The organism is Streptomyces sp. NPDC088794 (genome assembly GCF_044750545.1).
Lineage (GTDB): Bacteria > Actinomycetota > Actinomycetes > Streptomycetales > Streptomycetaceae > Streptomyces.
Genome location: NZ_JBIVKB010000013.1, coordinates 168,478 through 193,064 on the forward strand (window position 1 = coordinate 168,478; position 24,587 = coordinate 193,064).

At 70.1% G+C, this 24,587-nt stretch carries 21 protein-coding genes and 2 tRNA genes; 15 read left to right on the top strand and 8 right to left on the bottom strand.

The features are described from left to right. Nucleotides 1-18: 18 nt before the first annotated feature. Nucleotides 19-543, bottom strand: coding sequence for a DsbA family protein (locus ACIP6U_RS32240; protein ID WP_401725167.1), 525 nt, complete (start codon nt 541-543; stop codon nt 19-21). Nucleotides 544-783: 240 nt separating this feature from the next. Here ACIP6U_RS32240 and ACIP6U_RS32245 point away from each other — a divergent pair, with 240 nt between their 5' ends. Together ACIP6U_RS32245 and ACIP6U_RS32250 are read left to right on the top strand one after the other, a co-directional pair. Next, nucleotides 784-1,236 carry a hypothetical protein gene (locus tag ACIP6U_RS32245; protein WP_401725170.1) on the top strand — a complete coding sequence of 151 codons (453 nt, stop codon included), beginning with the start codon at nt 784-786 and terminating at the stop codon, nt 1,234-1,236. Between the two features lie 178 nt (nt 1,237-1,414). After that, the gene (locus tag ACIP6U_RS32250) at nt 1,415-1,567 is read left to right on the top strand and encodes a hypothetical protein (protein WP_280877994.1); all 153 of its coding nucleotides are present in this window, start codon (nt 1,415-1,417) and stop codon (nt 1,565-1,567) included. 70 nt (nt 1,568-1,637) lie between these two features. Here the strand turns inward: ACIP6U_RS32250 and ACIP6U_RS32255 are convergent, their stop codons facing one another. Together ACIP6U_RS32255 and ACIP6U_RS32260 are read right to left on the bottom strand one after the other, a co-directional pair. Further along, a complete protein-coding gene (locus ACIP6U_RS32255; RefSeq protein ID WP_401725173.1) occupies nt 1,638-2,198 on the bottom strand; it encodes a CGNR zinc finger domain-containing protein in 561 nt (186 codons plus the stop codon). Between the two features lie 232 nt (nt 2,199-2,430). Further along, nucleotides 2,431-2,844, bottom strand: a complete 414-nt coding sequence (locus tag ACIP6U_RS32260) for an SsgA family sporulation/cell division regulator (protein ID WP_004002642.1) — start codon at nt 2,842-2,844, stop codon at nt 2,431-2,433. A 191-nt stretch (nt 2,845-3,035) separates the two neighbouring features. On the opposite strand from ACIP6U_RS32260, the gene ACIP6U_RS32265 reads away from it, so the two are divergent. The 7 genes from ACIP6U_RS32265 to ACIP6U_RS32295 all read left to right on the top strand — a co-directional run bounded on the left by ACIP6U_RS32265 (nt 3,036) and on the right by ACIP6U_RS32295 (nt 10,595). Next, complete coding sequence (locus tag ACIP6U_RS32265; RefSeq protein ID WP_401725176.1) at nt 3,036-3,503, top strand: TIGR02611 family protein; 468 nt, start codon at nt 3,036-3,038, stop codon at nt 3,501-3,503. Nucleotides 3,504-3,581: 78 nt separating this feature from the next. Continuing rightward, nucleotides 3,582-3,653: transfer RNA gene (locus tag ACIP6U_RS32270), tRNA-Val, on the top strand. A gap of 337 nt (nt 3,654-3,990) precedes the next feature. Continuing rightward, the gene (locus ACIP6U_RS32275; protein ID WP_401725179.1) at nt 3,991-5,277 is read left to right on the top strand and encodes an ABC transporter substrate-binding protein; all 1,287 of its coding nucleotides are present in this window, start codon (nt 3,991-3,993) and stop codon (nt 5,275-5,277) included. 14 nt (nt 5,278-5,291) lie between these two features. Beyond that, on the top strand, nt 5,292-6,248 hold the full coding sequence (locus ACIP6U_RS32280) for a carbohydrate ABC transporter permease (RefSeq protein WP_401725181.1): 957 nt from the start codon (nt 5,292-5,294) through the stop codon (nt 6,246-6,248). Continuing rightward, the gene (locus tag ACIP6U_RS32285; protein WP_401725183.1) at nt 6,245-7,120 is read left to right on the top strand and encodes a carbohydrate ABC transporter permease; all 876 of its coding nucleotides are present in this window, start codon (nt 6,245-6,247) and stop codon (nt 7,118-7,120) included. The genes ACIP6U_RS32280 and ACIP6U_RS32285 overlap by 4 nt, the downstream gene beginning before the upstream one ends. 10 nt (nt 7,121-7,130) lie before the next feature. Next, nucleotides 7,131-7,721, top strand: coding sequence for a hypothetical protein (locus ACIP6U_RS32290; protein ID WP_401725186.1), 591 nt, complete (start codon nt 7,131-7,133; stop codon nt 7,719-7,721). A 135-nt stretch (nt 7,722-7,856) separates the two neighbouring features. Further along, nucleotides 7,857-10,595, top strand: coding sequence for a Tat pathway signal sequence domain protein (locus tag ACIP6U_RS32295; protein WP_401725189.1), 2,739 nt, complete (start codon nt 7,857-7,859; stop codon nt 10,593-10,595). Between the two features lie 112 nt (nt 10,596-10,707). On the opposite strand, the gene ACIP6U_RS32300 is transcribed toward ACIP6U_RS32295, so the two are convergent. Next, on the bottom strand, nt 10,708-13,146 hold the full coding sequence (locus ACIP6U_RS32300; protein ID WP_401725192.1) for an SCO7613 C-terminal domain-containing membrane protein: 2,439 nt from the start codon (nt 13,144-13,146) through the stop codon (nt 10,708-10,710). Between the two features lie 103 nt (nt 13,147-13,249). Between ACIP6U_RS32300 and ACIP6U_RS32305 the strand changes: the two genes are divergently transcribed. Next, nucleotides 13,250-13,705, top strand: coding sequence for an SRPBCC family protein (locus ACIP6U_RS32305; protein WP_401725195.1), 456 nt, complete (start codon nt 13,250-13,252; stop codon nt 13,703-13,705). A gap of 39 nt (nt 13,706-13,744) precedes the next feature. Then, nucleotides 13,745-13,816, top strand: a tRNA-Val gene (locus ACIP6U_RS32310). 74 nt (nt 13,817-13,890) lie between these two features. Here the strand turns inward: ACIP6U_RS32310 and ACIP6U_RS32315 are convergent. Further along, nucleotides 13,891-14,616, bottom strand: a complete 726-nt coding sequence (locus tag ACIP6U_RS32315; protein ID WP_401725198.1) for a 3'-5' exonuclease — start codon at nt 14,614-14,616, stop codon at nt 13,891-13,893. Nucleotides 14,617-14,784: 168 nt separating this feature from the next. Between ACIP6U_RS32315 and ACIP6U_RS32320 the strand changes: the two genes are divergently transcribed. The 3 genes from ACIP6U_RS32320 to thrS all read left to right on the top strand — a co-directional run bounded on the left by ACIP6U_RS32320 (nt 14,785) and on the right by thrS (nt 18,963). Next, on the top strand, nt 14,785-15,351 hold the full coding sequence (locus tag ACIP6U_RS32320; RefSeq protein WP_401725201.1) for a DUF4365 domain-containing protein: 567 nt from the start codon (nt 14,785-14,787) through the stop codon (nt 15,349-15,351). After that, the gene (locus tag ACIP6U_RS32325) at nt 15,348-16,574 is read left to right on the top strand and encodes a hypothetical protein (protein ID WP_401725204.1); all 1,227 of its coding nucleotides are present in this window, start codon (nt 15,348-15,350) and stop codon (nt 16,572-16,574) included. The genes ACIP6U_RS32320 and ACIP6U_RS32325 overlap by 4 nt, the downstream gene beginning before the upstream one ends. 412 nt (nt 16,575-16,986) lie before the next feature. Next, the gene (gene thrS / locus ACIP6U_RS32330) at nt 16,987-18,963 is read left to right on the top strand and encodes a threonine--tRNA ligase (protein WP_401725207.1); all 1,977 of its coding nucleotides are present in this window, start codon (nt 16,987-16,989) and stop codon (nt 18,961-18,963) included. Nucleotides 18,964-19,000: 37 nt separating this feature from the next. On the opposite strand, the gene ACIP6U_RS32335 is transcribed toward thrS, so the two are convergent. Next, on the bottom strand, nt 19,001-19,657 hold the full coding sequence (locus tag ACIP6U_RS32335; RefSeq protein ID WP_401725603.1) for a potassium channel family protein: 657 nt from the start codon (nt 19,655-19,657) through the stop codon (nt 19,001-19,003). A gap of 79 nt (nt 19,658-19,736) precedes the next feature. Between ACIP6U_RS32335 and ACIP6U_RS32340 the strand changes: the two genes are divergently transcribed. Beyond that, nucleotides 19,737-20,297 carry an HIT family protein gene (locus tag ACIP6U_RS32340; RefSeq protein ID WP_401725210.1) on the top strand — a complete coding sequence of 187 codons (561 nt, stop codon included), beginning with the start codon at nt 19,737-19,739 and terminating at the stop codon, nt 20,295-20,297. Nucleotides 20,298-20,325: 28 nt separating this feature from the next. Here the strand turns inward: ACIP6U_RS32340 and ACIP6U_RS32345 are convergent, their stop codons facing one another. Further along, nucleotides 20,326-21,993: a hypothetical protein gene (locus ACIP6U_RS32345; RefSeq protein ID WP_401725213.1), complete on the bottom strand. Its 1,668-nt coding sequence runs from the start codon at nt 21,991-21,993 to the stop codon at nt 20,326-20,328. Between the two features lie 209 nt (nt 21,994-22,202). Beyond that, complete coding sequence (locus tag ACIP6U_RS32350; protein WP_401725216.1) at nt 22,203-24,401, bottom strand: elongation factor G-like protein EF-G2; 2,199 nt, start codon at nt 24,399-24,401, stop codon at nt 22,203-22,205. Nucleotides 24,402-24,587: the final 186 nt, after the last annotated feature.

Here is a 24,587-nt window from a genome sequence, read left to right on the forward strand (position 1 = left end):
CGCGGTCGAAGTCGCGGTTCAGGCGTCCTGCTGTCCGGCCAGCAGTCGGTCCGCGATCTCCTCGATCCGCTCGCGCAGCCCTTCCTGGCTCTTGCTGCCGTCCAGGCGCTCCCCGCCGATGACGTACGTCGGTGTGCCGCTCACGCCGATCGCCTTGCCCTCGGCCTGGTCGGCGTCGACGATCAGTATGTGCCGGCCGTCGATCAGCGCGGTGTCGAACTCCTCGGCGTCGAGCCCGAGTTCGCCGGCCACCTCGACCAGGAAGGGCTCTCCCCTACGGTCCAGCTCCGCGACCCGCTCCAGCACGGCCTCGATGTACGGCCACCCCTGCCCCTGCTCCAGTGCCTCCTCGGCGGCCTGCGCGGCGGCGAAGGCGTGCTGGTGCTTCTCCGCCGGGAAGTGCCGCAGCCGCAGCTCCAGCCGGTCGCCGTAGCGGGCCCGCAGGGCGCGCAGATCCGCCAGGGCGGCACGGCAGTCGGGGCACTGGAGTTCGCACCAGACCTCGAGGACGGCGGCGGGCAGTTCGGGGGAGGAGTCGCTCATGGCCACAGTCTTCCAGTCCGGGCCCGCACGCCCCAATCGGACGTCGGCCGGCGGCCCGCGAAATACCTGATGAGGCACCTGTTGACGCGGCCAGGGCTCGTCCGCGACCGGCACCTGCGGATGATCCGACCCGGAGATGTCCCTGATGTCCCGCCGGAGCATGGCCCCACGGGGGTCGGGCGGTGCAGGATGGAAGGGACGAAGCGACCACGCCCGACCGAGGCCTGCCAGGAGGACCGGATGATTGCCGAGACAGTCTGTTCCGCCGTGTCCGCGGCCGGCCTGGGCATCGCGGCGGTCACCGCGTACCGCAAGCGCTTCCTCTCCGCCGCCCGTATCGCCGCCTACTCGCTCGTGCCCGCCGGCCTGGTGATGACCGGTGTCGTGGGGTGGGTGGCGGACACCGCGTTCAGTCCGACCGCCTGGGCCGGCTTCGTGGTGCTCGGTGCCTCGTGGGTGCTGTTCATGGGCACGCGCGCCGTGGAGCGCCGCCGCGGCGGCACCCGCAAGGAGCGCAGGGAGGCCCGGGCCGCGCAGCGGTCCGAGGCGGCGGTCGCGCCGAAGGCCTCGGCGCCCTCGCTGGGCCCGAGCACCCGAGCGGCGTCCCGTCCGGCGACCGCGCCCCGTGCGGGCGCGTCCGCGGGCGACGATTTCAGCGACATCGAGGCCATCCTCAAGAAGCACGGCATCTGAACCGCGCGGCAGCAGCGCATATGTCCGGTGCATGACGACTGAAACGACACAGTGGATCACCACGCTGTCCGGAAGTGATCACGACCCGAAACGGACAACACGGAATTCGGCGAACTCCCAGTCATTCCGGGCGTGTTGATCGCGCGGGGGGTGCGGTCTAGGACATCATCGCCGCGAGATGCTGGACACGACCCAGAGGGAAGCCGCGCCGCCGGAGGACGAGCCGCGTGGATGCCTCTTCGCCCTTTCCCAGCCACCGCTGATGATCTTCCTAGCGGTGATCGGGTGTCTGCTGCTCATGGCTGCGCTGCACGACCTGCTGTTGCTGTGAGCCGTACCCGTGGTCCCTGACGTCACCCGTCGGGGACCACGTCGACATCACCCTCCGTGCCCGCGCGGGATCAGCCCGCCGCTTCCTTGCGACGCGCCCGGTACGCGGCCACGTGCAACCGGTTTCCGCAGGTGCGGCTGTCGCAGTAGCGGCGCGAGCGGTTGCGGGAGAGGTCGACGAAGGCGCGCCGGCAGTCCGGGGCCTCGCAGCGCCGCAGCCGTTCCTGCTCACCGGCGACCACGAAGAAGGCCAGCGCCATCCCGCAGTCCGCCGCGAGGTGGTCGGCGACGGAGGCGCCGGGGGCGAAGTAGTGCACATGCCAGTCGTAGCCGTCGTGGTCCGTCAGGCGCGGGGTGGTGCCCGCGGCGGCGACCAGCTCGTTGATCTGCCGGGCCGCGGCGCGGGGGTCCGCCTCGGCGAAGACCGCGGCGAACCGGCCGCGGATCTTGCGCACCGCCGAGAGGTCGAACTCCGACAGGACGCCGACATCACTGATCTCGTGGTTTCGCACGAAATCCTCGAGAGTCGCGGTGTCCGGCAGCCCCTCCGGGGTCGCCTCGTCCTCCGGTGCGGTGTTCACCAGGTCCACCACAGTGTCGAGGGCGCACCGGGTGTCGTGGGTGATGAGCACGTTTCGCTCCCTGGCCTGGGGGTCGGGCACACACCCGCCGTTGCTGGCCGATGGTAATCGGTCGGCCGGGCGTGGCACGGGTTCCGGCTCATCACCGCCCCCTCGCACACGCACCGGCGCCGTCACCGCGAGGGATCGCGGTGACGGCGCCGGTGCGCACGTTATGCGGATGTCGAAGCCCGAGCCGTCTCCCCGAGTCGACGGCGCCGGGCGGCTTCGCGGGGCCGCGGGCCTAGCTCTCCGCCAGGATGTGGGAGAGCTCTTGATCGAGATCGAAGTGCCGGTGTTCCGTGCCGGGGGGCACGGCGGCGTCCGTTCGCTTCAGGAAGGACTCCAGCGCCCGCGCCGGGGCCTCCAGGAGGGCTTCGCCCTCCGGGGAGCTCAGGGCGATGCACACGACGCCCTGACCGTGGCTGCGCGACGGCCAGACACGGACGTCGCCGGTGCCGGTGGGCCGGTGGAGGCCTTCCGCGAGGAGGTCGCGGGCGAACACCCACTCGACGGTCTCCTCGGCTCCGGTGTGGAAGGTGGCGTGCACGGCGTAGGGGTCGGCCGTGTCGTACCGCAGGCCTGCGGGGACAGGCAGGGAGGACTCGCTCGACACAACGAGGCGCAGGTGCAGCTCGCAGCTGACCGTGGTGTTCATAAGCGCCAGGGCCTTTCGCTCAGTGTGCGCTCGGGGATTCGCACGTCGGCGAAATCGACATGCCACCTACGGTGCCGTTGTAAACCCCTCTGAGTGTTTTGCGTGCCTTTACGTAACTCTTCCGGCCGAGAGCCTGTTCGCACGGTACGACCATTCCGGTGACCGGTTTCCGTCCGGTAGGGTTTGGCCGTATGGATACGGGGAGTGACGAGCCGGGCGAGGTCGCCGTGGCATCGGACGGGAACGGCGCGGACGTGACGAAGACGGACGCCACAGACGGTGAGCGGGGCCTGGGGTCCAAGGCGCCGGAGTTCGTCAAGGCGCGTCGCGTCCTGCATCTGAGCTGGCAGGTCGGCATCTTCGTGATCGGCCTCGCGGTCGTCGCCGCCGGCATCGTGATGCTGCCGCTGCCGGGACCCGGCTGGGTCGTGATCTTCGGCGGCATGGCGATCTGGGCGACCGAGTTCGTCTGGGCCCAGCTGGTGCTGCGCTGGACCAAGCGCAAGGTCACCGAGGCGGCCCAGAAGGCCCTCGACCCCAGGGTGCGGCGACGCAACATCATCCTGACCTCGATCGGCCTCGTGATCATCGCGGCCCTGGTCGGCGTCTACCTGTGGAAGTTCGGCCTCGAGATGCCCTGGAACATCAAGGACCAGTGACCCGCGCGGGGGGTGCCGCCGCGGCTCGCCGACGGTCATGGGTACCCCCTGACATGGGGTAATCTTCTTCCTGCGTCCGGGCGATTAGCTCAGTGGGAGAGCGCTTCGTTCACACCGAAGAGGTCACTGGTTCGAACCCAGTATCGCCCACCCGAAGACGGCGGCCCATCTGCTTCAGTGCAGGTGGGCCGCCGTCGTGTACGCGTCCGGACGAGCCCCTGATGCCCCCTCAAACGCCTGCTCCCGGACGTTTTTTCCCCGGGGAGCCGCCTCCCGTCCGGCCCGTCGGCCATGGGCCTCCCACCTGCGACGGCGTCACATCGGCCGCCTCGTCCCGTCGCCGAGCGCCCCGCTGCGGCTTACCAGCCCTTGAGAAATTCCTGTCCGAATCATTGACGCACCCCCGGACCCTCCGTACCTTGTGCCAGCAAGCGCTTACTTGAAACGATTCACGCAGGCGGCAACGATGCCGGGGAGGGGCCCGACTGTGGGAACCAGCAGGAATGTCGAGAGACGTACGATCCTCAAGGCCGCCGGAGCTTCGGCGGCAGCGCTCGGGCTCGCGGCGACGACGGGCTGCGGTGGGGAAAGCGGTTCCGGAGACGGGAATGTGACGCTCCGTTATGCGTGGTGGGGCGGCGAACCGCGCACCATCGCCATCAAGAAGACGATCGCGCTCTTCGAGAAGAAGTATCCGAAGATCAAAATCAAGCCCGAATTCACCGACTACGAGGCGTTCTGGGAGAAGTTCCAGACGCAGGCTTCCGGCGGTAATCCGCCGGACGTTTTCCAGAATGCGGTCGGCTTTCTGCGCAAGTACGACAAGCGCGGAGTTCTGATGGACCTCAAGACACAGGCGGACTCCGGGAATCTGAGTCTGGAGAACTTCCGGAACGGAGTTCTGACAGCCGGTCAGGCCGATGGAAAGCAACTCGGCATACCCGTCGGCGCCAACACCATGGCGCTCGTCATCGACCTGAAGGCCTTCAAGAAGGCGGGCGTGGAGGCGAAGTTCGGCTGGACCTGGGACGACTACTTCGACACCCTCCAGACGATCCAGGACAAGCTGAAGATCGCCGGTGACACCGGCTACTTCAGCATCATGTACCTCTACGACCTCTACCTGCGCCAGCATGGCAAGGCCTTCTTCACCGACTCCGACCTCGGCTTCACCGAGGACGACCTGACCCAGTGGTGGGCGGACGGCTACAAGCGCGTCAAGTCCGGCCTGGTCGCCGACCCGAAGAAGATCGAGCAGGTCAAGCCCAAGTCCGGTCTCTCGGCCGGCCTGGCCGCGTCCGAGTTCACCTGGGACAACTTCTCCATCCGCTACGAGGGTGAGGGCGAGTCGGACTACGGGCTCGCGCCGATCCCCACCACGGACGGCAAGGACACCGGCCAGTACCTCGGCTCGCTGATGCTCAGCGCCTTCGCCGGTACCAAGCACCCCAAGGAAGCCGCCCAGTTCATCGACTTCATGGTCCACGACCCCGAGGTCGGAAAGATCATGGGCTACGACCGCGGCATCCTCGCCACCACCGAGCAGTACGCCGCGTTCAAGCCCACCGACGCCAACAACAAGGGCGTCGCGGCCTACGAGGCCGAGGTCGCCGACGCCGGAGTGCTCGGGAAGATCACCCCGCATCCGTCCGGCGCCGACGTCATCGAGGCCGCGTTCCTGCGCCTGGGCGGCGAGGTGGCCCAGGGCAAGTCCAAGCCGGCCGACGCAGCCAAGGCGCTGTTCGGCGAGGCCAAGGCCGCGTTCGCGGGCTGAGGGGACGTACCGCCATGACGCTCGTCAAGGAAGCGCCCGTGCGCCCGGCCGGGAAGCGGGTCGCGCCGCCCGCCGCCGGGCGGCGCGGGCGGCGGCGCGAGAACCTCGCCGGCTTTCTCTTCATGTCACCGTGGATCGCGGGGTTCCTGCTGCTCACCGCGGGGCCGATGATCGCGTCGCTGTACTACGCGTTCACCAGCTACAACCTGTTCACGCCGCCCAAGTGGGTGGGCCTCGACAACTTCACGACCATGTTCCAGGACCCGCGCTGGCAGAAGTCGGTCGAGGTCACGCTGAAGTACGTCGTCGTGGCCACCCCGCTCAAGCTGCTGCTCGCCCTCGGAGTCGCGTTGCTGCTCGCCCAGAAGCGGCGCGGCGAAGGGCTGTACCGCGCCGCGTTCTATCTGCCCTCGCTGATCGGCGCCAGCGTCTCCGTGGGCTTCGTCTGGCGGGCCCTGTTCTCCGACGACGCCGTCGTGGACCGTACGCAGAAGATCTTCGGGGTCGACGTCGGCGGCTGGATCGGGAACCCGGACTACGTCCTGTACTCCTTGGTGGCGCTGAGCATCTGGCAGTTCGGGGCGCCGATGGTGATCTTCCTGGCCGGGCTCAAGCAGGTTCCGCGGGAGCTGTACGAGGCCGCCGAGGTGGACGGGGCCGGTCCGCTGCGGCGGTTCTGGAACATCACGCTGCCGATGATCTCCCCGGTGCTGTTCTTCAACGTGCTGCTGGAGTCCATCCACGCGTTCCAGGTGTTCGGCTCCGCGTACGTCGTCTCCGACACCCGGTGCGGGCCCGCCGACGCCACGCTCGTCTACACCTGTTACCTCTACCAGAAGGGCTTCAAGGAGGCCCAGATGGGCTTCGCCTCCGCGATGGCCTGGACGCTGGTGGTCGCGGTCGCGCTCGTCACGGCGGTCCTGTTCTGGTCGCAGAAGAAGTGGGTGCACTACGAGGAGGCCGCCAAGTGACCAGTGCGACCAGCCCTGTTGTACGCACCGGCAGCGAGCGTCGGCGCACCGGATCGCTCGTCTGGCACGTGGGCGCGCTCGTCCTGCTCGCGGTGGTCCTGTATCCCGTGATCTGGGTGCTCGGCGCCTCGTTCAAGCCGAGCAAGGACATCATCGCCGGCCTCGACCTGCTGCCCGCCAAGCCGATCTGGTCGAACTTCTCCGGCCTCGCCGACGGCATCTCCGGCATCTCCATCAGCAGCTTCTTCGTCAACTCGCTGATGTACGCGGTCCTCGCCGTGGTCGGTGTCGTGGTGTCCAGCTCGCTGACCGCCTACGCCTTCGCCAAGATCCGCTTCGCCGGACGGAATCTGCTGTTCACCCTGATGATCGGCACGCTGCTGCTGCCGTACCACGTGCTGCTCATCCCGCAGTACGTGATGTTCCGCAAGCTCGAACTCGTCGACACCCTGGTGCCGCTCGTGGCGGGCAAGTTCCTTGCCACGGAGGCGTTCTTCGTCTTCCTGATGGTGCAGTTCATGCGGGGGCTGCCGCGCGAGCTGGACGAGGCGGCCAGGCTCGACGGCTGCGGCCATCTGCGGACCTACTGGTCGATCGTGCTGCCGCTGTGCCGGCCCGCCGTCATCACCGCCGCCATCTTCACCTTCATCAACGCCTGGAACGACTTCATGGGGCCGCTGATCTATCTCAACACCCCCTCCAAATACACCGTTTCGCTCGGCCTGATGATGTTCCGCGACCAGGAGGGCGTCTCCAACTACGGCGGCATGATCGCGATGTCGCTCGTGGCGCTGGTACCGGTCATCGCCTTCTTCATGGCCTTCCAGCGCTACCTCATCGACGGCATGGCGACCTCCGGACTGAAGGGCTGAGGCGGTCACCATGGCCCAGGCGCGAGTGAAAGCACGCAAGGAGTCGGTGCTCGCCGAACGGTTCGCGGTCTTTGCCGAATGTCTGCTCACCGGAGTGTGGATCGCCGTGGCCTCGCTGGGAGTTGTCACGTACCCGGCGGCAATCGCCGCCGGGGCACGGCACCTTCGGCGGCGAACCTCCCATCAGATCGGCGGCTGGCGGGAGTTCGTCGGTGACTTCCGTACGGCGGTGCGCGGCGGGTGGGTCGTCGGGCTCGGCGGCTGGGCCGCGGTCGGCGCGGTCTGGGTGGACGTCCTGGCCGCGCGGGCCGGGATTCCCGGCGGGCGGCTCGTCGGGGCGGTCGGCGTCTTCGCGCTGATCGGACTCGTCGTCGCCCTGCTGCGGGCGGCGGCCGTATGGACACCGGGTGCCGCCTGGCGAGGGCTGCTCGCGGACGCCGGCCGGCGGACGGTGCTGGATCCCGCCGGGTCCTTCCTGCTCGTCTGCGGCCTGGCCGTCGTCACCCTGACCGCCCTGTTCGTCGCGCCGCTCGCGGTCCCCGTCCTGGGGGCGCTGGTCGCGGCGGCCGTCGCCGTGGAGGAGCGCCACCGGCACCGCTGACGGGCGGTGCCCATCGTGTCGGGTCGGCGCCCTGGGCGCCGCACCTCTGCCTGTCATGCCCCTGACCACTACCTGCACGTGTACGGAACGACCTTCCCCCACGGATCCCGCACGGAAAGGAAAGGCTGACCTCTCATGTCTCCCATCCCTCGCAGGTCCCTTCTCAAGGCGGCCGCCGTCGCCGGAGCCGCCGCGCAGTTCAGCTGGGCGCTGGGCGCCAGGGACGCGCAGGCCGCGCCCGGCGCCGAGGCCGCCGATGCCGATCCGGTGACCCTGGACTGGCTGGAGGACGGCGGCCTCGGCGCCGCCCCCGGCTCCACCGTCGGCGTCCCGTGGCCGAAGGGCGCCTACCCGGCCGACCAGACCTTCGCGCTGACGGACACGGACGGAAAGGCCGTGCCCGTGCAGTCCTGGCCGATCGCCTACTGGCCCGACGGCTCCCTCAAGTGGTCGGCCCACGCGGTGAGTTCGGGATCCGGCAAACTCACGCTCGCCGCCGGTGCGGCGAGTGCCCCCGAGAAGAAGGTGACCGTCGACCGGAGCGGCGGCACCATCGACGTCTCGACCGGGGTCATCGACGTGAGGATCGGCAAGTCCGGTTCCACGCTGGTGAAATCGGTGAAGCGCGGCTCGACGGAGATCGCCAGGAACGGGCGGCTCGTGCTGCTGCGCCAGCCCGAGATCGAGGACGGCGACCAGTGCACGGTCAAGTACGAGCGCTTCGAGAGCGCCATCGGCGCGGTGACCGTCGAACAGGACGGCCCGGTCCGGGCGGTGGTCCGTATCGACGGCAAGCACCGCAAGGGCGACCGGAGTTGGCTGCCGTTCTCGATCCGGCTCTACTTCTACGCGGGCGCCGACTCCTTCCGCATGGTGCACACCGTCACCTTCGACGGGAAGCAGGAACCGGGCAAGGCGAGCGGCGACTTCATCCGCGGGCTCGGCGTCCGCTTCGGTGTGCCGATGCGCGACGAGGCCTACGACCGGCACATCCGGATCGGCGGCGAAGGCACCGGCCTGCTGCGGGAGGCGGTCAAGGGAATCACCGGACTGCGCCGCGACCCCGGCGCGGCCGTGCAGGCGGCGCAGTACGCGGGGCAGCGGCTGCCCGACCCGGCCACCTGGGACCAACGGGTCACCACCCGCCTCCAGTACATCCCCGAGTGGGGCGACTACACCCTCTCCCAGCTCTCCGCCGACGGCTTCACCCTGCGCAAGCGCACCAAGAAGGGGTACGGCTGGATCGGCGCCGGCGGTGGTGGGCGGGCGTCCGGATTCGGGTATGTCGGCGGCGCGAGCGGCGGATTCTCCTTCGGGCTGCGGGACTTCTGGGAGAAGCACCCCGCCCAGCTCGACATCCGCGACGCCCAGACCGACGAGGCCGAGGTCACCCTCTGGCTCTGGTCACCCGAGGCGCAGCCCATGGACCTGCGCTTCTACCACGACGGCATGGGCCAGGACACGTACGCCGAACAGCTCCAGGGCCTGGAGATCACCTACGAGGACTACGAACCCGGGTTCGGCACCCCGTACGGCATCGCCCGCACCTCCGAACTCCTCTTCTGGGCGAACGAGTCGACGCCCTCGGCGGAGGCGCTGGCCCAACAGGTCGAAGCCGTAAGGGTGTTGCCCCAGCTGGCCGCCCCGCCCAAGCAGCTCATCAAGGCGAAGGTCTTCGGGCCGGGTCTCTACTCCGAGCCGGACCGTTCCACGCCCGCCAAGGCGAAGATCGAGGACCACCTCGACTTCCTCTTCACCTACTACAAGGACCAGGTGGAGCAACGCCGTTGGTACGGCTTCTGGGACTACGGCGACGTCATGCACAGCTACGACACCGTCAGACACCAGTGGCGGTACGACATCGGCGGCTACGCCTGGGACAACTCCGAGCTCTCGCCCGACCTTTGGCTCTGGTTCGCGTACCTGCGCTCGGGCCGTGCCGACATCTTCCGGTTCGCGGAGTCGATGACCCGGCACACCGGCGAGGTGGACGTGTTCCACCTGGGGGAGTGGGCGGGCCTCGGCACCCGGCACGGGGTGCAGCACTACGCCGACAGCGCCAAGCAGCAGCGCATCGCCAACACCACGTACCGCCGCTACTACTACTTCCTCACCGCCGACGAGCGGGTCGGTGACCTCATGCACGCCAATGTCGACTCCGACGAGACGTTTCTCGTCCTCGACCCGATCCGCAAGATCCGTACGGAGCCGTACACGCCTGACCGGCACGCCCTGTCGATCGGGTTCGGCACGGACTGGAGCGGGCTGGTGTCGGCGTGGCTGACCGAGTGGGAGCGCAAGGGGCCGAAGTGGGAGAAGGCGAGGGCGCGGGTGCTGTCCACGATGTCGACGATTGCCGCGCAGCCCAATGGGTTTGTGCAGGGGAGTGGGTTGTACGACCTCGACACGGGTCGCTTCGCGATCGCCGCGGCCCCTGTTGTTTCTGTCTCTCACCTCTCGGCCGTCTTCGGACTCAACGAGCTGTGTGCCGAGTTGATCGACCTGGTGGACATGCCGGAGTTCAACGAGGCGTACTTCGACTACTGCCGGTACTTCAACGCCAGCAAGACCGAGCAGGCGGCACGGTACGGCTCCAACTTCGGGACCCTGCTGCTGTTCCAGGGCCACTCGCGGCTCGATGCGTACGCGGCCGTCCAGACGGGGGATGCTGCACTGGCCAAACGGGCTTGGAGCAAGTTCTACAACTCCGACGGTTATATGGAGTCGTCGCCTTGGAAGACCGCGGAGTTGAGCGGGCCGGTTGCTCTGGTCGCGGGTAGTGAGGCGAGTTGGGTGTCTACGAATGACACCGCGTTGTATGGGCTGGCCGCGATCGAGAATTTGGCGTTGCTCGGGGACGAGATGCCTTCGTAGTCAGTCGGGTGCGAGTGCGTTGTGGCTGGTCGCGCCCGCGCGGCGGAGCCGCATATCGACACAGCCCCGCGCCCCTAACCGGGGTGCGGGTGAACCGTGCGGGAAAGCGGGCCTAGTTCATCTTGCCCAAGGCCTCTCGGGCCTGGCGGACGTTTCTGATGCGCTGTTCGTATGTCGCGCCTAGGGCCAGTAGGAGGAGGCCGGCGAGGGCGGGTGGGGCCCAGCGGGGGAGGGCGCCGGTCAACTGGACCAGGTACGGGGCCAGTTCGTGGAGTGTGACCAGGGTGAGGACCGAACCGCCGAGTACCAGCGGGGCTTGGAGGCGGTGGCGGGCGCCAAGGAGGGTGACGAGGAGCGCTGTTGTGCCCAGCAGCAAGGGGCGCAGGTACTCCGGGTCCGCCCAGGCCGCGGTCAGGCTCGGCAGGAGCGTGGCCGCGAGGCCGGGGCCGTACGCCGTCCAGGAACTGGTCCGTGGATTGCGGCTCCGGCGCAGGTGGCCGATCAGCAGCGCCGGGACGGTGACCGGGAGCGTGTACGCCTCGGGGACTCCGATGCGCCAGGCCAGCAGGCGCACCCAGGCGGCCAGGACGAACAGGGCGACGGACGCGTAGCCGACCGAGCGGCGGTCCGGGCGGAGCGCCACGCCCGCGGTGATCACCGCGCACAGACCGAGCACCAGGGCCAGCATCGGCGGATCGACGACGGCCAGCCCCACCGCGAGCAGCCCGGCCACCGCACCCGTCACCTCGGTCGGCACGGTCGCGGGGGAGTCGCCCAGACGTGCGGCGAGCAGCGCGGCGGCCACGGGGACCGCCAGCACCAACAGGGCGACGTGCTGCGACTGCCAGCCGGCGGCGACACCCGACGCGACGGCCAGCGCGGCGGCGTAGGCGAATGCGGTCGGCGCCATCACCGGGGTCAGGTGCCTGAGTCGCTTGAGCCAGGACGCTCCCGCGAACAGTGCCGTGAGGGCGGACAGGACGGTCAGGGTCGCGGTCTGCGACGCCAGCGCGGTGAAGGAGAGGGTGAGGGAGGTGAGCAGTGCGAGGAGGGTGAGGAGCAACGTGGTCGGCTGCGTGAGCAGTTGGGCGGTGGATTGTGCGGTCGGCTGCTCGGGTGTCTCGGCTGTGGGCCGGTGCTCTGCCCGTTCGTGTATCCACGCGATCGCCGCGAGCGTTCCCACCGTCGTGCCGCCCTGGATCAACAGAGTGGCCGAATAAGGCAGTTCGAGTACCGCGGGGAGGACGAGAACCGTCGTCCACGCCAGGGTCACGGCGGCGATGACGGCTCGGGGGCGCCATGTCGTGTCGCGCACCGCCAGCAGCAGTACGGCGGTGACGACCGCGAGGACCACGGGCACCGCCACCGCATGCGGCGGCCACGGGGTGTCGAGGGTCACTGCGGCACGCGCGTCGGACGGAGCGCCGGACCAGGCGCGGGCCGTCCAGGAGGCGGGGCCGAGGAGGGTGAGGGTGACCACCGGGACGGCCCAGAGCAGGGCCAGGGCCTGGACGCCGGCGGACGCCAGGGCGAAACCGCGCCGCACCTGCTCGGGCAGAGAGGTCCGCCAGGTCGCCAACAGGGCGACACCGCACAGGAGATGGGCCGGTACCGTCCAGTCGGCCGGCAGGGACACGCGCAGGATGCCGCCGACCGCGGTGACCAGCAGCAGACCCGACGCCACGGCGCCGCTCGCGGCGGTGACCGGCTGGTGCAGGCGCCATGCGGCGCCGAGCGCGATCACCGCCGCGAGGACGAGGAGCGCCGCCGCACGGGCGGCGGCGCTCGGGCCGGCTGCGTTCCAGGAGAGCCAGCCGGCCGCCCATGCGCCGAAGCCGCCCATCGCGCACGCGCTGACGGCGGCGACGAGACGGACGGACTTGGCGGTGTTCCACAGCGCCACGATCGTGTCGAGACCGGCCGTCACCAGAAGCGCGGCCGTGATGCCGTACGCGCCCGCGTCCGCCGCGATCGCCCAGAGGAGCAGGGGGAGTTGGGCCGAGAGCACGGCCGAGGGGAGCGGCAGGCGCAGGGAGACCGTCACGGCGAGAAGGCCGTACGCCGTCCACAGTGCCGCCAGTCCCGTCGCCGCGAGAGCCGCGTACGCCGTGCCGTCGGTGCCGGTGAACACCACCTCGTGCAGCGCGTACGCGTCGAGGATCGTGAGCGCCAGGCCAAGGCCCGCCACCGACTCGGCCGTCGACCGCAGGCCCCGCTTGAGCAGCGCCACCGGCGCCCCGAGCGCGGCCAGCGTGACCGCGCCGAGCACCAGGGACCGCCCGGCGATGCCCATGTGCCCCCAGCTGACCAGCGTGAACGCGATCGCCGCGATGGTGAGGAGCACGCCGCCGAGGACGAGCAGCATGTTCTGGACGCGCGGTGCGGAGGCCTCGGGGCGGGGCGGCGCGAGGGGCGCTCGCGGTACCGGCTGCTGGAGGGCGGTGACGAGCCAGGCGCGGCGCATCAGCAACTGGGCCCGGCGGGCGTCGAGTTGCCGCAGCTCCATGTCGAGGAACCGCAGTTCCTCGGCCGGTGGCGGGAAGGATGTCATGCCTTGGAGTGTGGTGCGGGTCACGTCACCCGGCATGAGCGTACGTACTCAGAACGTACTCAGATTCCGTGGCGAGGGCCCTGTGCACGGGCAGACTCTCCCCATGGACTGGTCCCACTACCGCTTCCGCAGCCTGTGGCCGCTGCCCGCGCCCCCGGCCAGGGTGTACGAGGTTCTCGAACAGGCCGAGGACTACCCGCGCTGGTGGCCCCAGGTGCGCGAGGTGACCAGGGTCGACGACACCACCGGCACCATCCGGATCCGCGCCCTCCTCCCGTACGACCTGACCTTCACCGCGCGCGAGGCGCGGCGCGATCCGGTGGCCGGGGTGCTGGAGATCGCCATGTCCGGTGACCTGGAGGGCTGGGCGCGCTGGACGCTCGGCGCCGACACCACCGACTCCGGTGCCACGCTGGCCCGCTACGACCAGGTCGTCGACGTGCGCAAGCCGCTGCTCAAGCACCTCGCCGTGCCCGGACGACCGTTGTTCCGCGCCAACCACCGGCTGATGATGCGGGCCGGACGGCGGGGACTCGCGGCCTACTTGGAAGCGGTTTGAAGGAAACCCGCGAAGGCCTGTATTGTTCAGTGCGTTCCCGGGCGATTAGCTCAGTGGGAGAGCGCTTCGTTCACACCGAAGAGGTCACTGGTTCGAACCCAGTATCGCCCACCGCCGGGAAAAGGCCGGTCCGCATGACGCGGACCGGCTTTCTTCATGTCGACCGCCACTCGGTCAAGTCGCCTTTACGCAGCGGCCGGCAGATCCGGACGCAGCGGCCAGGACGTGTTCACCAACTCCGGGGTGCCGCTGCGCGCGAACCACGCCTGGAGGCCCCGCGCCTGTGCCGCGTGCCACGTCATCTGCAACGTGTGCAGCTCGGCGGGGGTCAGGCGTTCCAGTCTGGCCGCGAAACGGCGCCCGAGGGCGCGTACGAGATCCAGTGAGGCCAGCGCGTCCGCGCCCGCGTCGTGCGCGCCCTCCAGCGTGACGCCGTAGTGCGCGCACAGGTCCGTCAGGGTGCGGCGGCCCTTGCGGTAGCGGTCGAGGTGCTTGTCCAGGACCCGGGGGTCGAGCACCCGCAGCGGGGTCGCCTCGAACCAGTGGTCGAGCGAGGACGCCCGATGGCGGCGCAACTCGCGGTCCAGCAGGGTCAGATCGAAGGGGGCGTTCATCACCACCAGCGGACGGCCCGCCGAAGCCTGCTCGGCCAGCACCTCCGCTATCTCGTACATCACCGGCGCCGGCCAGCGGCCGTTGCGCTGCAGATGCTCGTCGGTCAGCCCGTGCACCGCGGTCGCCGCCTCCGGCACCGGCATGCCCGGGTTGATCAGCCAGCGGGACACCCGGGGGCGGGTGCCCGGGGCGTCCTGGACGACCACGGCGGCCGACACGATCCGGTCGGTCTCGACGTCGACGCCCGTGGTCTCCGTGTCAAAGGCGGCCAGTGGCCCCTCGTACCAGCACGTCATGCCTACACAACTCCTCGTTCACCCACGGCAGCTGACGTCCCGTCTTCTGCCTGTTTGGTGATACCCGGGCTGTTTGCGCCGTACGCCGGAAGGACACAACAGGAGTACGGGTCTTTGCAGTTCAGCGGCCCGACACGGGGATTCACTTGGCTTGGAAGGCTATTGGTCATGGCGATAGCGCAGCCCGAGCGGAGCGGGCTGCTGCCCGAACGCACGGGCCCCCATCGCGGCACACTCGCCACCACCGCCTGCATGGAGACACTGCAGGTGGGGTATCTGCACGCCGTCGCGGCGGCGGCCGGCTGCTCGCTGTCGCAGCCGTTTCCGGACAACGGCATCGACTGGCACGTCAGTCACGGCTCGCCCGGACACACGGTCGACGACGAGGTCACCATCAAGGTGCAGCTGAAGTGCACGTACCAGATCGCGCCCAACCCACCAGGCCGCTTCTTCTCGTTCACGCTGGACAACGAGCACCTGCGCAAGCTCGCGCGCACGCCGGTCTCGGTGCACAAGATCATGGTCGTGATGCTCGTACCGAGATCCCAGGACGACTGGCTGCGCGCCAGCCACGACCGGCTCGATCTGCGGCACTGCTGCTACTGGGTCAACCTGGCCGGGCACGCGATCACCGGCCGGACCCGGACCACCGTGCGCGTACCGACCTCACGCATCTTCGACGACCGCGCGCTGTGCGAGATCATGACGCGGGTCGGGACGGGAGGCAGACCGTGACGCACCGCCCCCTGGAGGAGCCACTCCGACCGGTGAGGCCGCATCCCGTGGACGGTGTCTGGCACCGTCCCCCCGAGCCCGACCAGGTCGACCCCGCCGTGCTCAGCGCCCTGTTGCGCCGGCACGGCTGGCAGCGGCGCGGCGGAGCCGCCGGGCGCTACGGCCGCTGGACCCCGCCCGGACCGGGTGGCGGCGGCACCAGCCTGCTCGTGCCCGAGAGCCGCGCCTTCCCCGACAGCGACGACCTGCTCGGCGAGGCGCTGCTCGCGCTGACCCGCAGCGGCACGCCCTCCGCGCGCGAGGTGCTCGTCGGGCTCGCGGTGCCCAGCGACGAGATCCGCTGGTGGCGCGACGTGCCCACCGGCCCCGCCGACTCCACGCCGTGGACCGTCGAGGAGCAACTGCGCGCCGCCGCCCGGCAGATGCTGCTCGCCGGCGCGCTCGCCACGCGCGCGCGTGCCGGCTATTACGGCGCGAGGCACCGCCGTGCCGCCGCCGCGCTCCTGGAGAGCGTCCTGGTCGGGTCCGCGGCCGGCGGCGGCCGACTGACCGCCTTCGTGCCCGTCGGCACCGCACGCCCGCTCGCCGTCAGCCTCCACCAGGCCCTGTACGCAGCCCGCGAGGCCATCGACTACCAGCGGGCCACCGGCGGCATGGACGCCTTCGACGGGGCCGTCGAGGCGGGCGTCAGCCGGGAGCTCACCGAGGCGCTGATCGCCCTCGTGCGCGGCACCGAGGGTGCCCGGATCGCCGTCGAGTGGGCGCCCGCGGCCGGGGTGCCCGCGGACTGCGCGGCCGGGGTGGAGCCCGTCGAGTTCTCGCCGGGCGACCTGCCCGTGCTGCGCGAGGCCGGCGCCCGCTTCCTGCGCGACGAACCGTCCGTGCCCGTCCGCATCACCGGCACGGTGGTCCGGATGCACAGGTCGGGGCCGCGCGGCGAGGGCAGCGTGCGGCTGCGCGTGATCGCCGGCGCCGAGGTCCCGCACCTGCGCGTCGCCCTGGACGAGGAGGACTACCGCATCGCCGGCCACGCCCACCTCGTAGGACTGCCGGTGCGCGTGCACGGACGGCTGGAGAGCCGGGGCGGCTTCCGGCGGCTGAGCGGCGCCGGCGGGGTCGTACCCGTGCAGGTGGACGAAGCGGAGCGCGACCGGCTGATGAAGTCCCTCCAGGACAACCTCGACTTCTTCGAGGAGGCGTGCGCGGGGGACGACTGCGACTGAGCGCGGATGCCTCCGGCGGACCGGGCCGGATTGCGGGAAGCGGCGCCGATCGGTGCGGGCGGCTGAGACGTGGGACGGCGGGTCGCGGGAGGGCGTGTCGGTCCGCGGGAGGGGCCGCCGGGCCCGGCGGCGCCGGATGATCGGCGGGATCGACCCTGGGAGGGCCGGTTGCGGGGCGGGGCCGGAGGCAGGCGGCGAGGTGACGGGATTCCTGCGCCGGGGGTGAGTGTGCCGGTCCGCGCGGGGGTGTGTCGATCCGCGGGAGGGTGTGCCGGGCTCGGTGGCGTCCGCATGAGCCGCCGGGCGGGCCCTGGGGCGGCCGTTTCGCGGTGGGTGGGTCGGGGTCGGTACGATCCCCTATTGCGCGCGCTCCTGGTATGGCGCCGCACCCACCTTCAGTCAGGAGAGACCGGTGTCAGACGTCCGTGTGATCATCCAACGCGATTCCGAGCGGGACGAACGCGTGGTGACGACGGGCACTACGGCCGCCGACCTCTTCGCGGGCGAGCGCTCCATCGTCGCCGCGCGCGTGGGCGGCGAGCTGAAGGACCTCGCGTACGAACTGGCCGACGGTGACGAGGTCGAGGGCGTCGAGATCTCCTCCGAGGACGGCCTCGACATCCTGCGCCACTCCACCGCGCACGTCATGGCGCAGGCCGTGCAGGAGCTCTTCCCCGACGCCAAGCTGGGCATCGGCCCGCCGGTCAAGGACGGCTTCTACTACGACTTCGACGTCGAGCGGCCGTTCACGCCCGAGGACCTCAAGGCCGTCGAGAAGAAGATGCAGGAGATCCAGAAGCGCGGGCAGCGCTTCTCGCGGCGCGTGGTGACCGACGAGGAGGCCCGCGCGGAGCTGGCTTCGGAGCCGTACAAGCTCGAACTGATCGGCATCAAGGGTTCCGCCTCGACCGACGACGGCGCGGACGTCGAGGTCGGCGCCGGCGAGCTGACGATCTACGACAACCTGGACGCCAAGACCGGCGAGCTGTGCTGGAAGGACCTGTGCCGCGGTCCCCACCTGCCCTCCACCCGGAACATCCCGGCGTTCAAGCTGATGCGCAACGCGGCCGCCTACTGGCGCGGCAGCGAGAAGAACCCGATGCTCCAGCGCATCTACGGCACCGCCTGGCCCACCAAGGAAGAGCTGAAGGGCCACCTCGACTTCCTCGCCGAGGCCGAGAAGCGCGACCACCGCAAGCTCGGCTCCGAGCTGGACCTCTTCTCGATCCCCGAGCAGATCGGCTCCGGCCTCGCCGTCTTCCACCCCAAGGGCGGCATCATCCGCCGGGTGATGGAGGACTACTCGCGCCGCCGGCACGAGGAGGAGGGCTACGAGTTCGTCTACACCCCGCACGCCACGAAGGGGAAGCTCTTCGAGACGTCCGGGCACCTGGACTGGTACGCCGACGGCATGTACCCGCCCATGCAGCTCGACGAGGGCGTGGACTACTACCTCAAGCCCATGAACTGCCCGATGCACAACCTGATCTTCGACGCGCGCGGCCGTTCCTACCGTGAACTCCCGCTGCGCCTCTTCGAGTTCGGGACCGTGTACCGGTACGAGAAGTCGGGCGTCGTGCACGGCCTCACCCGCGCGCGCGGCTTCACGCAGGACGACGCGCACATCTACTGCACGCGCGAGCAGATGTCGGAGGAGCTCGACAAGACGCTCACCTTCGTCCTCGGCCTGCTGCGGGACTACGGTCTGACCGACTTCTACCTGGAACTGTCCACCAAGGACCCGGAGAAGTTCGTCGGCTCCGACGAGGCCTGGGAAGAGGCCACGGAGACCCTCCGTCAGGTGGCCGAGAAGCAGGGGCTGCCCCTCGTGCCCGACCCGGGCGGCGCCGCGTTCTACGGTCCCAAGATCTCCGTCCAGACCAAGGACGCGATCGGCCGAACCTGGCAGATGTCGACGATCCAGCTCGACTTCAACCTGCCCGAGCGCTTCGACCTGGAGTACACCGGACCCGACGGCGCCAAGCAGCGCCCGGTGATGATCCACCGCGCCCTCTTCGGCTCGATCGAGCGGTTCTTCGCGGTCCTCCTGGAGCACTACGCGGGCGCCTTCCCGGCCTGGCTCGCGCCCGTGCAGGCGGTCGGCATCCCGATCGGCGACGGTCACGTCGAGTACCTGGAGAAGTTCGCCGCCGCGGCCAAGAAGAAGGGGCTGCGCGTCGAGGTCGACTCCTCGTCCGACCGGATGCAGAAGAAGATCCGCAACGCCCAGAAGCAGAAGGTGCCCTTCATGGTCATCGCCGGCGACGAGGACATGGCGGGCGGCTCGGTGTCCTTCCGCTACCGCGACGGTTCGCAGGAGAACGGCATCCCGTTCGACGAGGCCATCGCGAAGATCCAGCAGGTCGTCGAGGACCGCGTTCAGGTCTGATCCCGCCTGATCTAAGACGCCATGGCCCCCGGGGAGTTCACCTCCCCGGGGGCCACTCGTCGTCCTCCCGCGAGAACACCTGGAGCAGCCAGGAGGCGAACGTGCCGGTCACCGCGCCGAGCAGGGCCAGGCCGATGGCCATCATGCCGACCGCGATCAGCCGGCCCAGCGGCGTCACCGGCGCGATGTCGCCGTAGCCGACGGTGGCCAGGGTCGAGCAGGTCCACCAGACCGCGTCCCCGAAGGTGCGCATCGTCGCGTCCGGCGCCCCGCGCTCCTGCTGGTAGACGGCGAGCGCCCCGGCGAAGCCGAGCAGCACCGTGGACAGCCCTGCGTAGACGATCACGCGCGCGTGCAGCACGAGCCGGGGCCTGCCGTGCCGGCGCTGCACGGCCTCGTAGACCCGCACGACCCGCAGCGGGCGCAGCAGCGGCAGGATCAGCACCAGGGTGTCCAGCCAGTGCGTCCGTACGAAGCGCAGGCGCTGTCCGCTCAGCCGCCACCGGACCGCGTAGTCGACGGCGAACAGCGCCCAGGCGAGCAGCAGTACGGCCAGGCAGAGGTCCCGCAGATCGTCGGGCAGACCCCGGGCGAGGACCTGGATCGCGTACGAGGCGAGATAGACCAGCGACGCCACGGCGAGGGGGACCTCCGTGCGCCGTTCCCAGCGGGCCTTGGGGCTGTCGTCGTCCATCGCATCGTCCATCGGGCCAGCTTGGCCCGGCGGGCTTTTCGCGCAACCCCGGCGACACGCCGCGAACGGGCGACGCAATATGCTGCACTGCATGACGAGTGAGCCGGAGCAGCAGTTGGGAGTGGGGACGCAGGACGCCTTCCAGCGCCTGTGGACGCCGCATCGGATGGCCTACATCCAGGGCGAGAACAAGCCGACGGGCCCCGGCGCCGACGACGGCTGCCCCTTCTGCTCGATCCCGGCGAAATCCGACGAGGACGGTCTGATCGTCAGGCGCGGTGAGCATGTGTACGGGGTGCTCAACCTGTACCCGTACAACGGCGGTCACCTCATGGTCGTGCCCTACCGGCACGTCGCCGACTACACGGACCTCACCGACCCGGAGACGGCCGAACTGGCCGCGCTCACCAAGCAGGCGATGACGGCTCTGCGTACCGCCTCCGGCGCGCACGGCTTCAACATCGGTATGAACCAGGGCTCGGTCGCCGGCGCCGGTATCGCCGCGCACCTGCACCAGCACATCGTCCCGCGCTGGGGCGGCGACACGAACTTCATGCCGGTGGTGGGGCACACACGGGTGCTGCCGCAGCTGCTGGCGGACACCCGGAAGATGCTGGCGGACGCCTGGCCCACGGGCTGACGTGCCGCCCGCGGGCCTCGGCTGACCTCTACGCGTCGTACAGGTCGGCCTTTCGCGGGCTCGGGTCCTGGACCGCGCCGCTCAGGAACGCCGACCTCGCGCCGAACTTCTCCGTGTCCACGCCGTTCTCCGCGAGGACCTTGATCGCCGCCGCGTGCACGACCCGCAGGACCGGCGTGGCGGCGCGCAGCGCGTCGTCGGCCATGAAGCGGTGGCGCCAGGGCTGGTCGGCCCAGGCGTGCCGCATGCCGAACGGCTCGGGCAGGGCCATCGTGCCGCCGAGGTAGTTCAGCAGCGGCGGGTACCAGGTGATCGGGGCGCGGACGGCGAGCCGTACGACCTCGTTCGTGGGGACCAGCGGCAGCTTCACCGTCCGGCTCTCCCAGCGTTTGACCGACTTCTGGACGCTCCTGGTCGGGGCCGAGGGCTTGTCCATGAAGAGGGGGTTCACCGGCCCGAGCGCATGCCCGGTCACCTCGATGCGCAGCGTCTCGTGCAGCACCGTCACGGTGATCATCATCGTGATGATCAACTGGCCGTCCCACAGCGTCCACTGCACGCCGAGGTAGTGCCGCTCCCCGCTGCCGAACTGCTGCTTGTTGCAGATGTCCTGTATCGAGTGGGTCCGGTGCTGGAAGGCCTCCACGTCCGCCGACTGCTCGGTCCGGGACACCGCCTTCGCGCCCTCGCCGATCGGCGTGACGATCCAGTGCCGTATCGAGGGCGGCGGGAAACCGCCCGTGTTGAGCGGGCCGCGCTCCAGCATGCGCAGCTGGTCGTGGATCGCGCGTATGACGTCCCAGCTGCGGAACGGGTGGATCTCGCGGGTCGGGTCGGCCGCTTTGAGGTCCTCGGCGAGCTGCCAGCTGCCCCAGCGCGTGCCCATGCCGAGGATGCCCTTGGGGCCCGCGTAGAAGACGGCGTTGGACTGCTGCTCGGCGCTGAGCCTGGCGAGCGACTGGCGCAGCTGCTCGGCCTGCGTCTGGGCGGGGCTGGTCGGCACCGCTTCGGGGACCTGGGCGCCGATGCTGCTGCCCGCGAGCAGGCTGTCCCAGCGCCCCCGCAGGTCCTTCGCCGCACTCTCGCAGATCTGCTTGGCCCAGAACCAGCCGAGGACGGGAACGATCACGCACGCACGCGCGTACCAGGCCCAGAAGCCCGTGAACGGCATGCGGACCAGGAAGATGACCGCGAGCGCGCCGACACCGACGAGCAGGGTCGTGGCGAGGGCCGAGGCCCGCTTGTTGGTGTTCTTGTCGATCATCGTGCGGATCTGGAAGACCGCCAGCCAGACCAGCAGCCCGGGCAGGAACAGCAGCCCGCACAGCACCATGACCGTGGACAGGCGCTTGTCGCGCTCACGGCGGAGCCGGTACGCGGCGAGGCAGTGCTCGACGACGACCTGGGGCTCCATGCCGAAGGACTGGATGAGCGGCTTGCGGCCGGGTCCGATCATGCGGTCGATCACGGCCCTGGAGAACGCCTCGCCGAGGTTGGGCTTGAACAGCCCCGTGGACCATTTCTGGCCCTCCTTGAGGGTCGTCTGGTGCCACTCGTTGTCGGCCTTCTTGATCTCCTCGATCGGATTGTCCCGGTAGGCAGCGGACGCGAGGGCGAACGTCGCCGTCTGGCTGCCACCGCCCGACAGAGGCACCTGTGGCCCGAAGGCGTCCTCGTAACCGGTCCCGACTGTCATCTACCGCCCCCGATCGCCGCCGGTGTCGCTCCTGCGGCCTTCCCGACTTCCGTGCTCCGCACACCTGTTGATCAGGTCATCAGCGTATCCGCAGGCACCGACATTCGTCGGCGGACGGCCGAAGCCGCCCGCCGAGACGGAGGGAAACGTTCCGCAACAGCCGCCGGAACAGGGCCCGGTGGCCGTTCGGCGGGCGCTTCCGGTGTCAACTACGAGGCGTGGTCGGTCTCTTCACGGATCCTCTCGGCGATCTGCGGGGGCATCGGCTCGTGCCGGGCGTACGCCCGGTTGAAGCGCGCGGTGCCGTGCGAGAGGGACCGCAGATCGACGGCGTACCGCCCGATCTCGATCTCGGGCACCTCGGCCCGTACGAGGGTGCGGGCGCCGCTGGTCTGTTCCGTGCCCAGCACCCGGCCGCGCCGCCCGGACAGGTCGCTCATCACGGCGCCCACGTAGTCGTCGCCGACCAGGATCGTCACCTCGGCCACCGGCTCCAGCAGATGGATGCCCACGTCGGAGGCGGCCTCCCGCAGCGCCAGTGCGCCGGCCGTCTGGAAGGCCGCGTCCGAGGAGTCCACGGAGTGCGCCTTGCCGTCGAGCAGCGTCACCCGGACGTCGATGAGCGGATAGCCGGCCGCGACGCCCCTGGCCGCCTGGGTGCGTACCCCCTTCTCCACCGAGGGGATGAACTGGCGTGGTACCGCGCCGCCGATCACCTTGTCCACGAACTCGATGCCCGAACCGCCGGGCAGCGGCTCCACCTCGATCTCGCAGATCGCGAACTGCCCGTGCCCACCGGACTGTTTGACGTGCCGGCCGCGTCCCGCCGACCGGCCGGCGAACGTCTCCCGCAGGGAGACCCGGTGCGCCACGACGTCCACCTGGACGCCGTACCGGCTGCGCAGCCGTTCCAGTGCCACGTCCGCGTGGGCCTCGCCCAGGCACCACAGCACCACCTGGTGCGTGTCCGGGTTCTGTTCGAGCCGCATCGTCGGATCCTCGGCGACCAGCCGGGACAGGCCCTGCGAGAGCTTGTCCTCGTCCGCCTTGCTGCGCGCCTCGATGGCCAGCGGCAGCAGCGGGTCGGGCATCTCCCACGGCTCCATCAGCAGCGGGTCGTCCTTGGCGGAGAGGGTGTCGCCGGTCTCCGCGCGGTTCAGCTTCGCCACGCACGCGAGGTCGCCGGCGATGCAGTGGGTGAGGCTCCGCTGCTGCTTGCCGAAGGGCGCGGACAGGGCGCCGACGCGCTCGTCCACGTCGTGGTCCTCGTGCCCGCGGTCGGCGAGCCCGTGCCCGGAGACGTGCACCGTCTCGTCGGGGCGCAGGGTGCCGGAGAAGACCCGTACCAGCGAGACCCGGCCGACGTACGGGTCGGACGCCGTCTTCACGACCTCCGCGACCAGTGGCCCGTCCGGGTCGCACGGTTTCAGCTCGCGCGGTGTGCCCGCGACCGTGGTGACCCCGGGCGCCGCGCGCTCCAGCGGGGTCGGGAAGCCGCCGGTGACCAGCTCCAGGAGCTCGACCGTGCCCAGGCCCTGCCGGGCGCCCTCGGCCGCGGGGGCGGCGGCCAGGACCGGGAAGAAGACACCGCGCGCGACGGCTCGCTCCAGGTCCTCCACGAGTGTCTTGAAGTCGATCTCCTCGCCGCCGAGATAGCGGTCCATGAGGGTCTCGTCCTCGCTCTCCGCGATGATCCCCTCGATCAGCCGGTTGCGGGCCTCCTCGATCTCGGGCAGCTGGTCGGGGCCCGGCTCGGACTCCTTGCGCTCCCCGGAGGAGTAGTCGAACAGCTTCTGCGACAGCAGCCCGATCAGTCCGGTCACGGGCGCGTGCCCGTCGGGACCCTCCGGGCCGTGCAGTGGCAGATAGAGCGGCAGCACGGCGTCGGGGTCGTCCCGGCCGAAGGCCTGCGCGCAGGTCCTGGTCATCTCGTCGAAGTCCGCCCGAGCGGCCTCCAGATGGGTGACCACGATGGCCCGCGGCATGCCGACCGCCGCGCACTCCTCCCACACCATGCGCGTCGAGCCGTCCACGCCGTCGGAGGCCGAGACGACGAAAAGGGCCGCGTCCGCCGCTCGCAGACCGGCCCTGAGTTCCCCGACGAAGTCGGCGTATCCGGGGGTGTCGAGAACATTGACCTTGATGCCGTCCCATTCGACCGGCACCAGGGAGAGCTGCACCGAGCGTTGTTGTCGGTGTTCTATCTCGTCGTAGTCGGAAACGGTGCCGCCGTCCTCGACGCGGCCCGCCCGGTTCACGGCCCCCGCGGTGAGCGCGAGAGCCTCCACCAAAGTCGTCTTGCCCGATCCGGAGTGGCCGACCAGCACCACATTCCGTACGGACGCGGGGTGGTCGGCCGCTGTTGCCCTGCCGGCGGCTCCGGGGTGTGCGTTCGCCTTGTCGCCCATGGCCTTGCCTCCCGTGCACGGTGAGGTCACTGTGGGCGCGGACATGCGGGGGCCGCGTGCGGTGGCGGCTCCGATGACGCCCGCGGTGCTTCGAGCTTTCCACTCCCGTCACGGTGCGTCCATACAGCGGACGCGATCCCGCCGCATGCTGTCCCTCATGAGCCGTCCGCCGGATCTCGGGCCCGG

Bases quoted from the DNA above. Each gene is read 5' to 3' on its own strand.
- ACIP6U_RS32240 (WP_401725167.1), bottom strand. From the start codon at position 543: ATGAGCGACTCCTCCCCCGAACTGCCCGCCGCCGTCCTCGAGGTCTGG.
- ACIP6U_RS32245 (WP_401725170.1), top strand. From the start codon at position 784: ATGATTGCCGAGACAGTCTGTTCCGCCGTGTCCGCGGCCGGCCTGGGC.
- ACIP6U_RS32250 (WP_280877994.1), top strand. From the start codon at position 1,415: ATGCTGGACACGACCCAGAGGGAAGCCGCGCCGCCGGAGGACGAGCCG.
- ACIP6U_RS32260 (WP_004002642.1), bottom strand. From the start codon at position 2,844: ATGAACACCACGGTCAGCTGCGAGCTGCACCTGCGCCTCGTTGTGTCG.
- ACIP6U_RS32265 (WP_401725176.1), top strand. From the start codon at position 3,036: ATGGATACGGGGAGTGACGAGCCGGGCGAGGTCGCCGTGGCATCGGAC.
- ACIP6U_RS32280 (WP_401725181.1), top strand. From the start codon at position 5,292: ATGACGCTCGTCAAGGAAGCGCCCGTGCGCCCGGCCGGGAAGCGGGTC.
- ACIP6U_RS32290 (WP_401725186.1), top strand. From the start codon at position 7,131: ATGGCCCAGGCGCGAGTGAAAGCACGCAAGGAGTCGGTGCTCGCCGAA.
- ACIP6U_RS32295 (WP_401725189.1), top strand. From the start codon at position 7,857: ATGTCTCCCATCCCTCGCAGGTCCCTTCTCAAGGCGGCCGCCGTCGCC.
- ACIP6U_RS32300 (WP_401725192.1), bottom strand. From the start codon at position 13,146: ATGACATCCTTCCCGCCACCGGCCGAGGAACTGCGGTTCCTCGACATG.
- ACIP6U_RS32305 (WP_401725195.1), top strand. From the start codon at position 13,250: ATGGACTGGTCCCACTACCGCTTCCGCAGCCTGTGGCCGCTGCCCGCG.
- ACIP6U_RS32315 (WP_401725198.1), bottom strand. From the start codon at position 14,616: ATGACGTGCTGGTACGAGGGGCCACTGGCCGCCTTTGACACGGAGACC.
- ACIP6U_RS32320 (WP_401725201.1), top strand. From the start codon at position 14,785: ATGGCGATAGCGCAGCCCGAGCGGAGCGGGCTGCTGCCCGAACGCACG.
- ACIP6U_RS32335 (WP_401725603.1), bottom strand. From the start codon at position 19,657: ATGGACGACGACAGCCCCAAGGCCCGCTGGGAACGGCGCACGGAGGTC.
- ACIP6U_RS32340 (WP_401725210.1), top strand. From the start codon at position 19,737: ATGCTGCACTGCATGACGAGTGAGCCGGAGCAGCAGTTGGGAGTGGGG.
- ACIP6U_RS32345 (WP_401725213.1), bottom strand. From the start codon at position 21,993: ATGACAGTCGGGACCGGTTACGAGGACGCCTTCGGGCCACAGGTGCCT.
- ACIP6U_RS32350 (WP_401725216.1), bottom strand. From the start codon at position 24,401: ATGGGCGACAAGGCGAACGCACACCCCGGAGCCGCCGGCAGGGCAACA.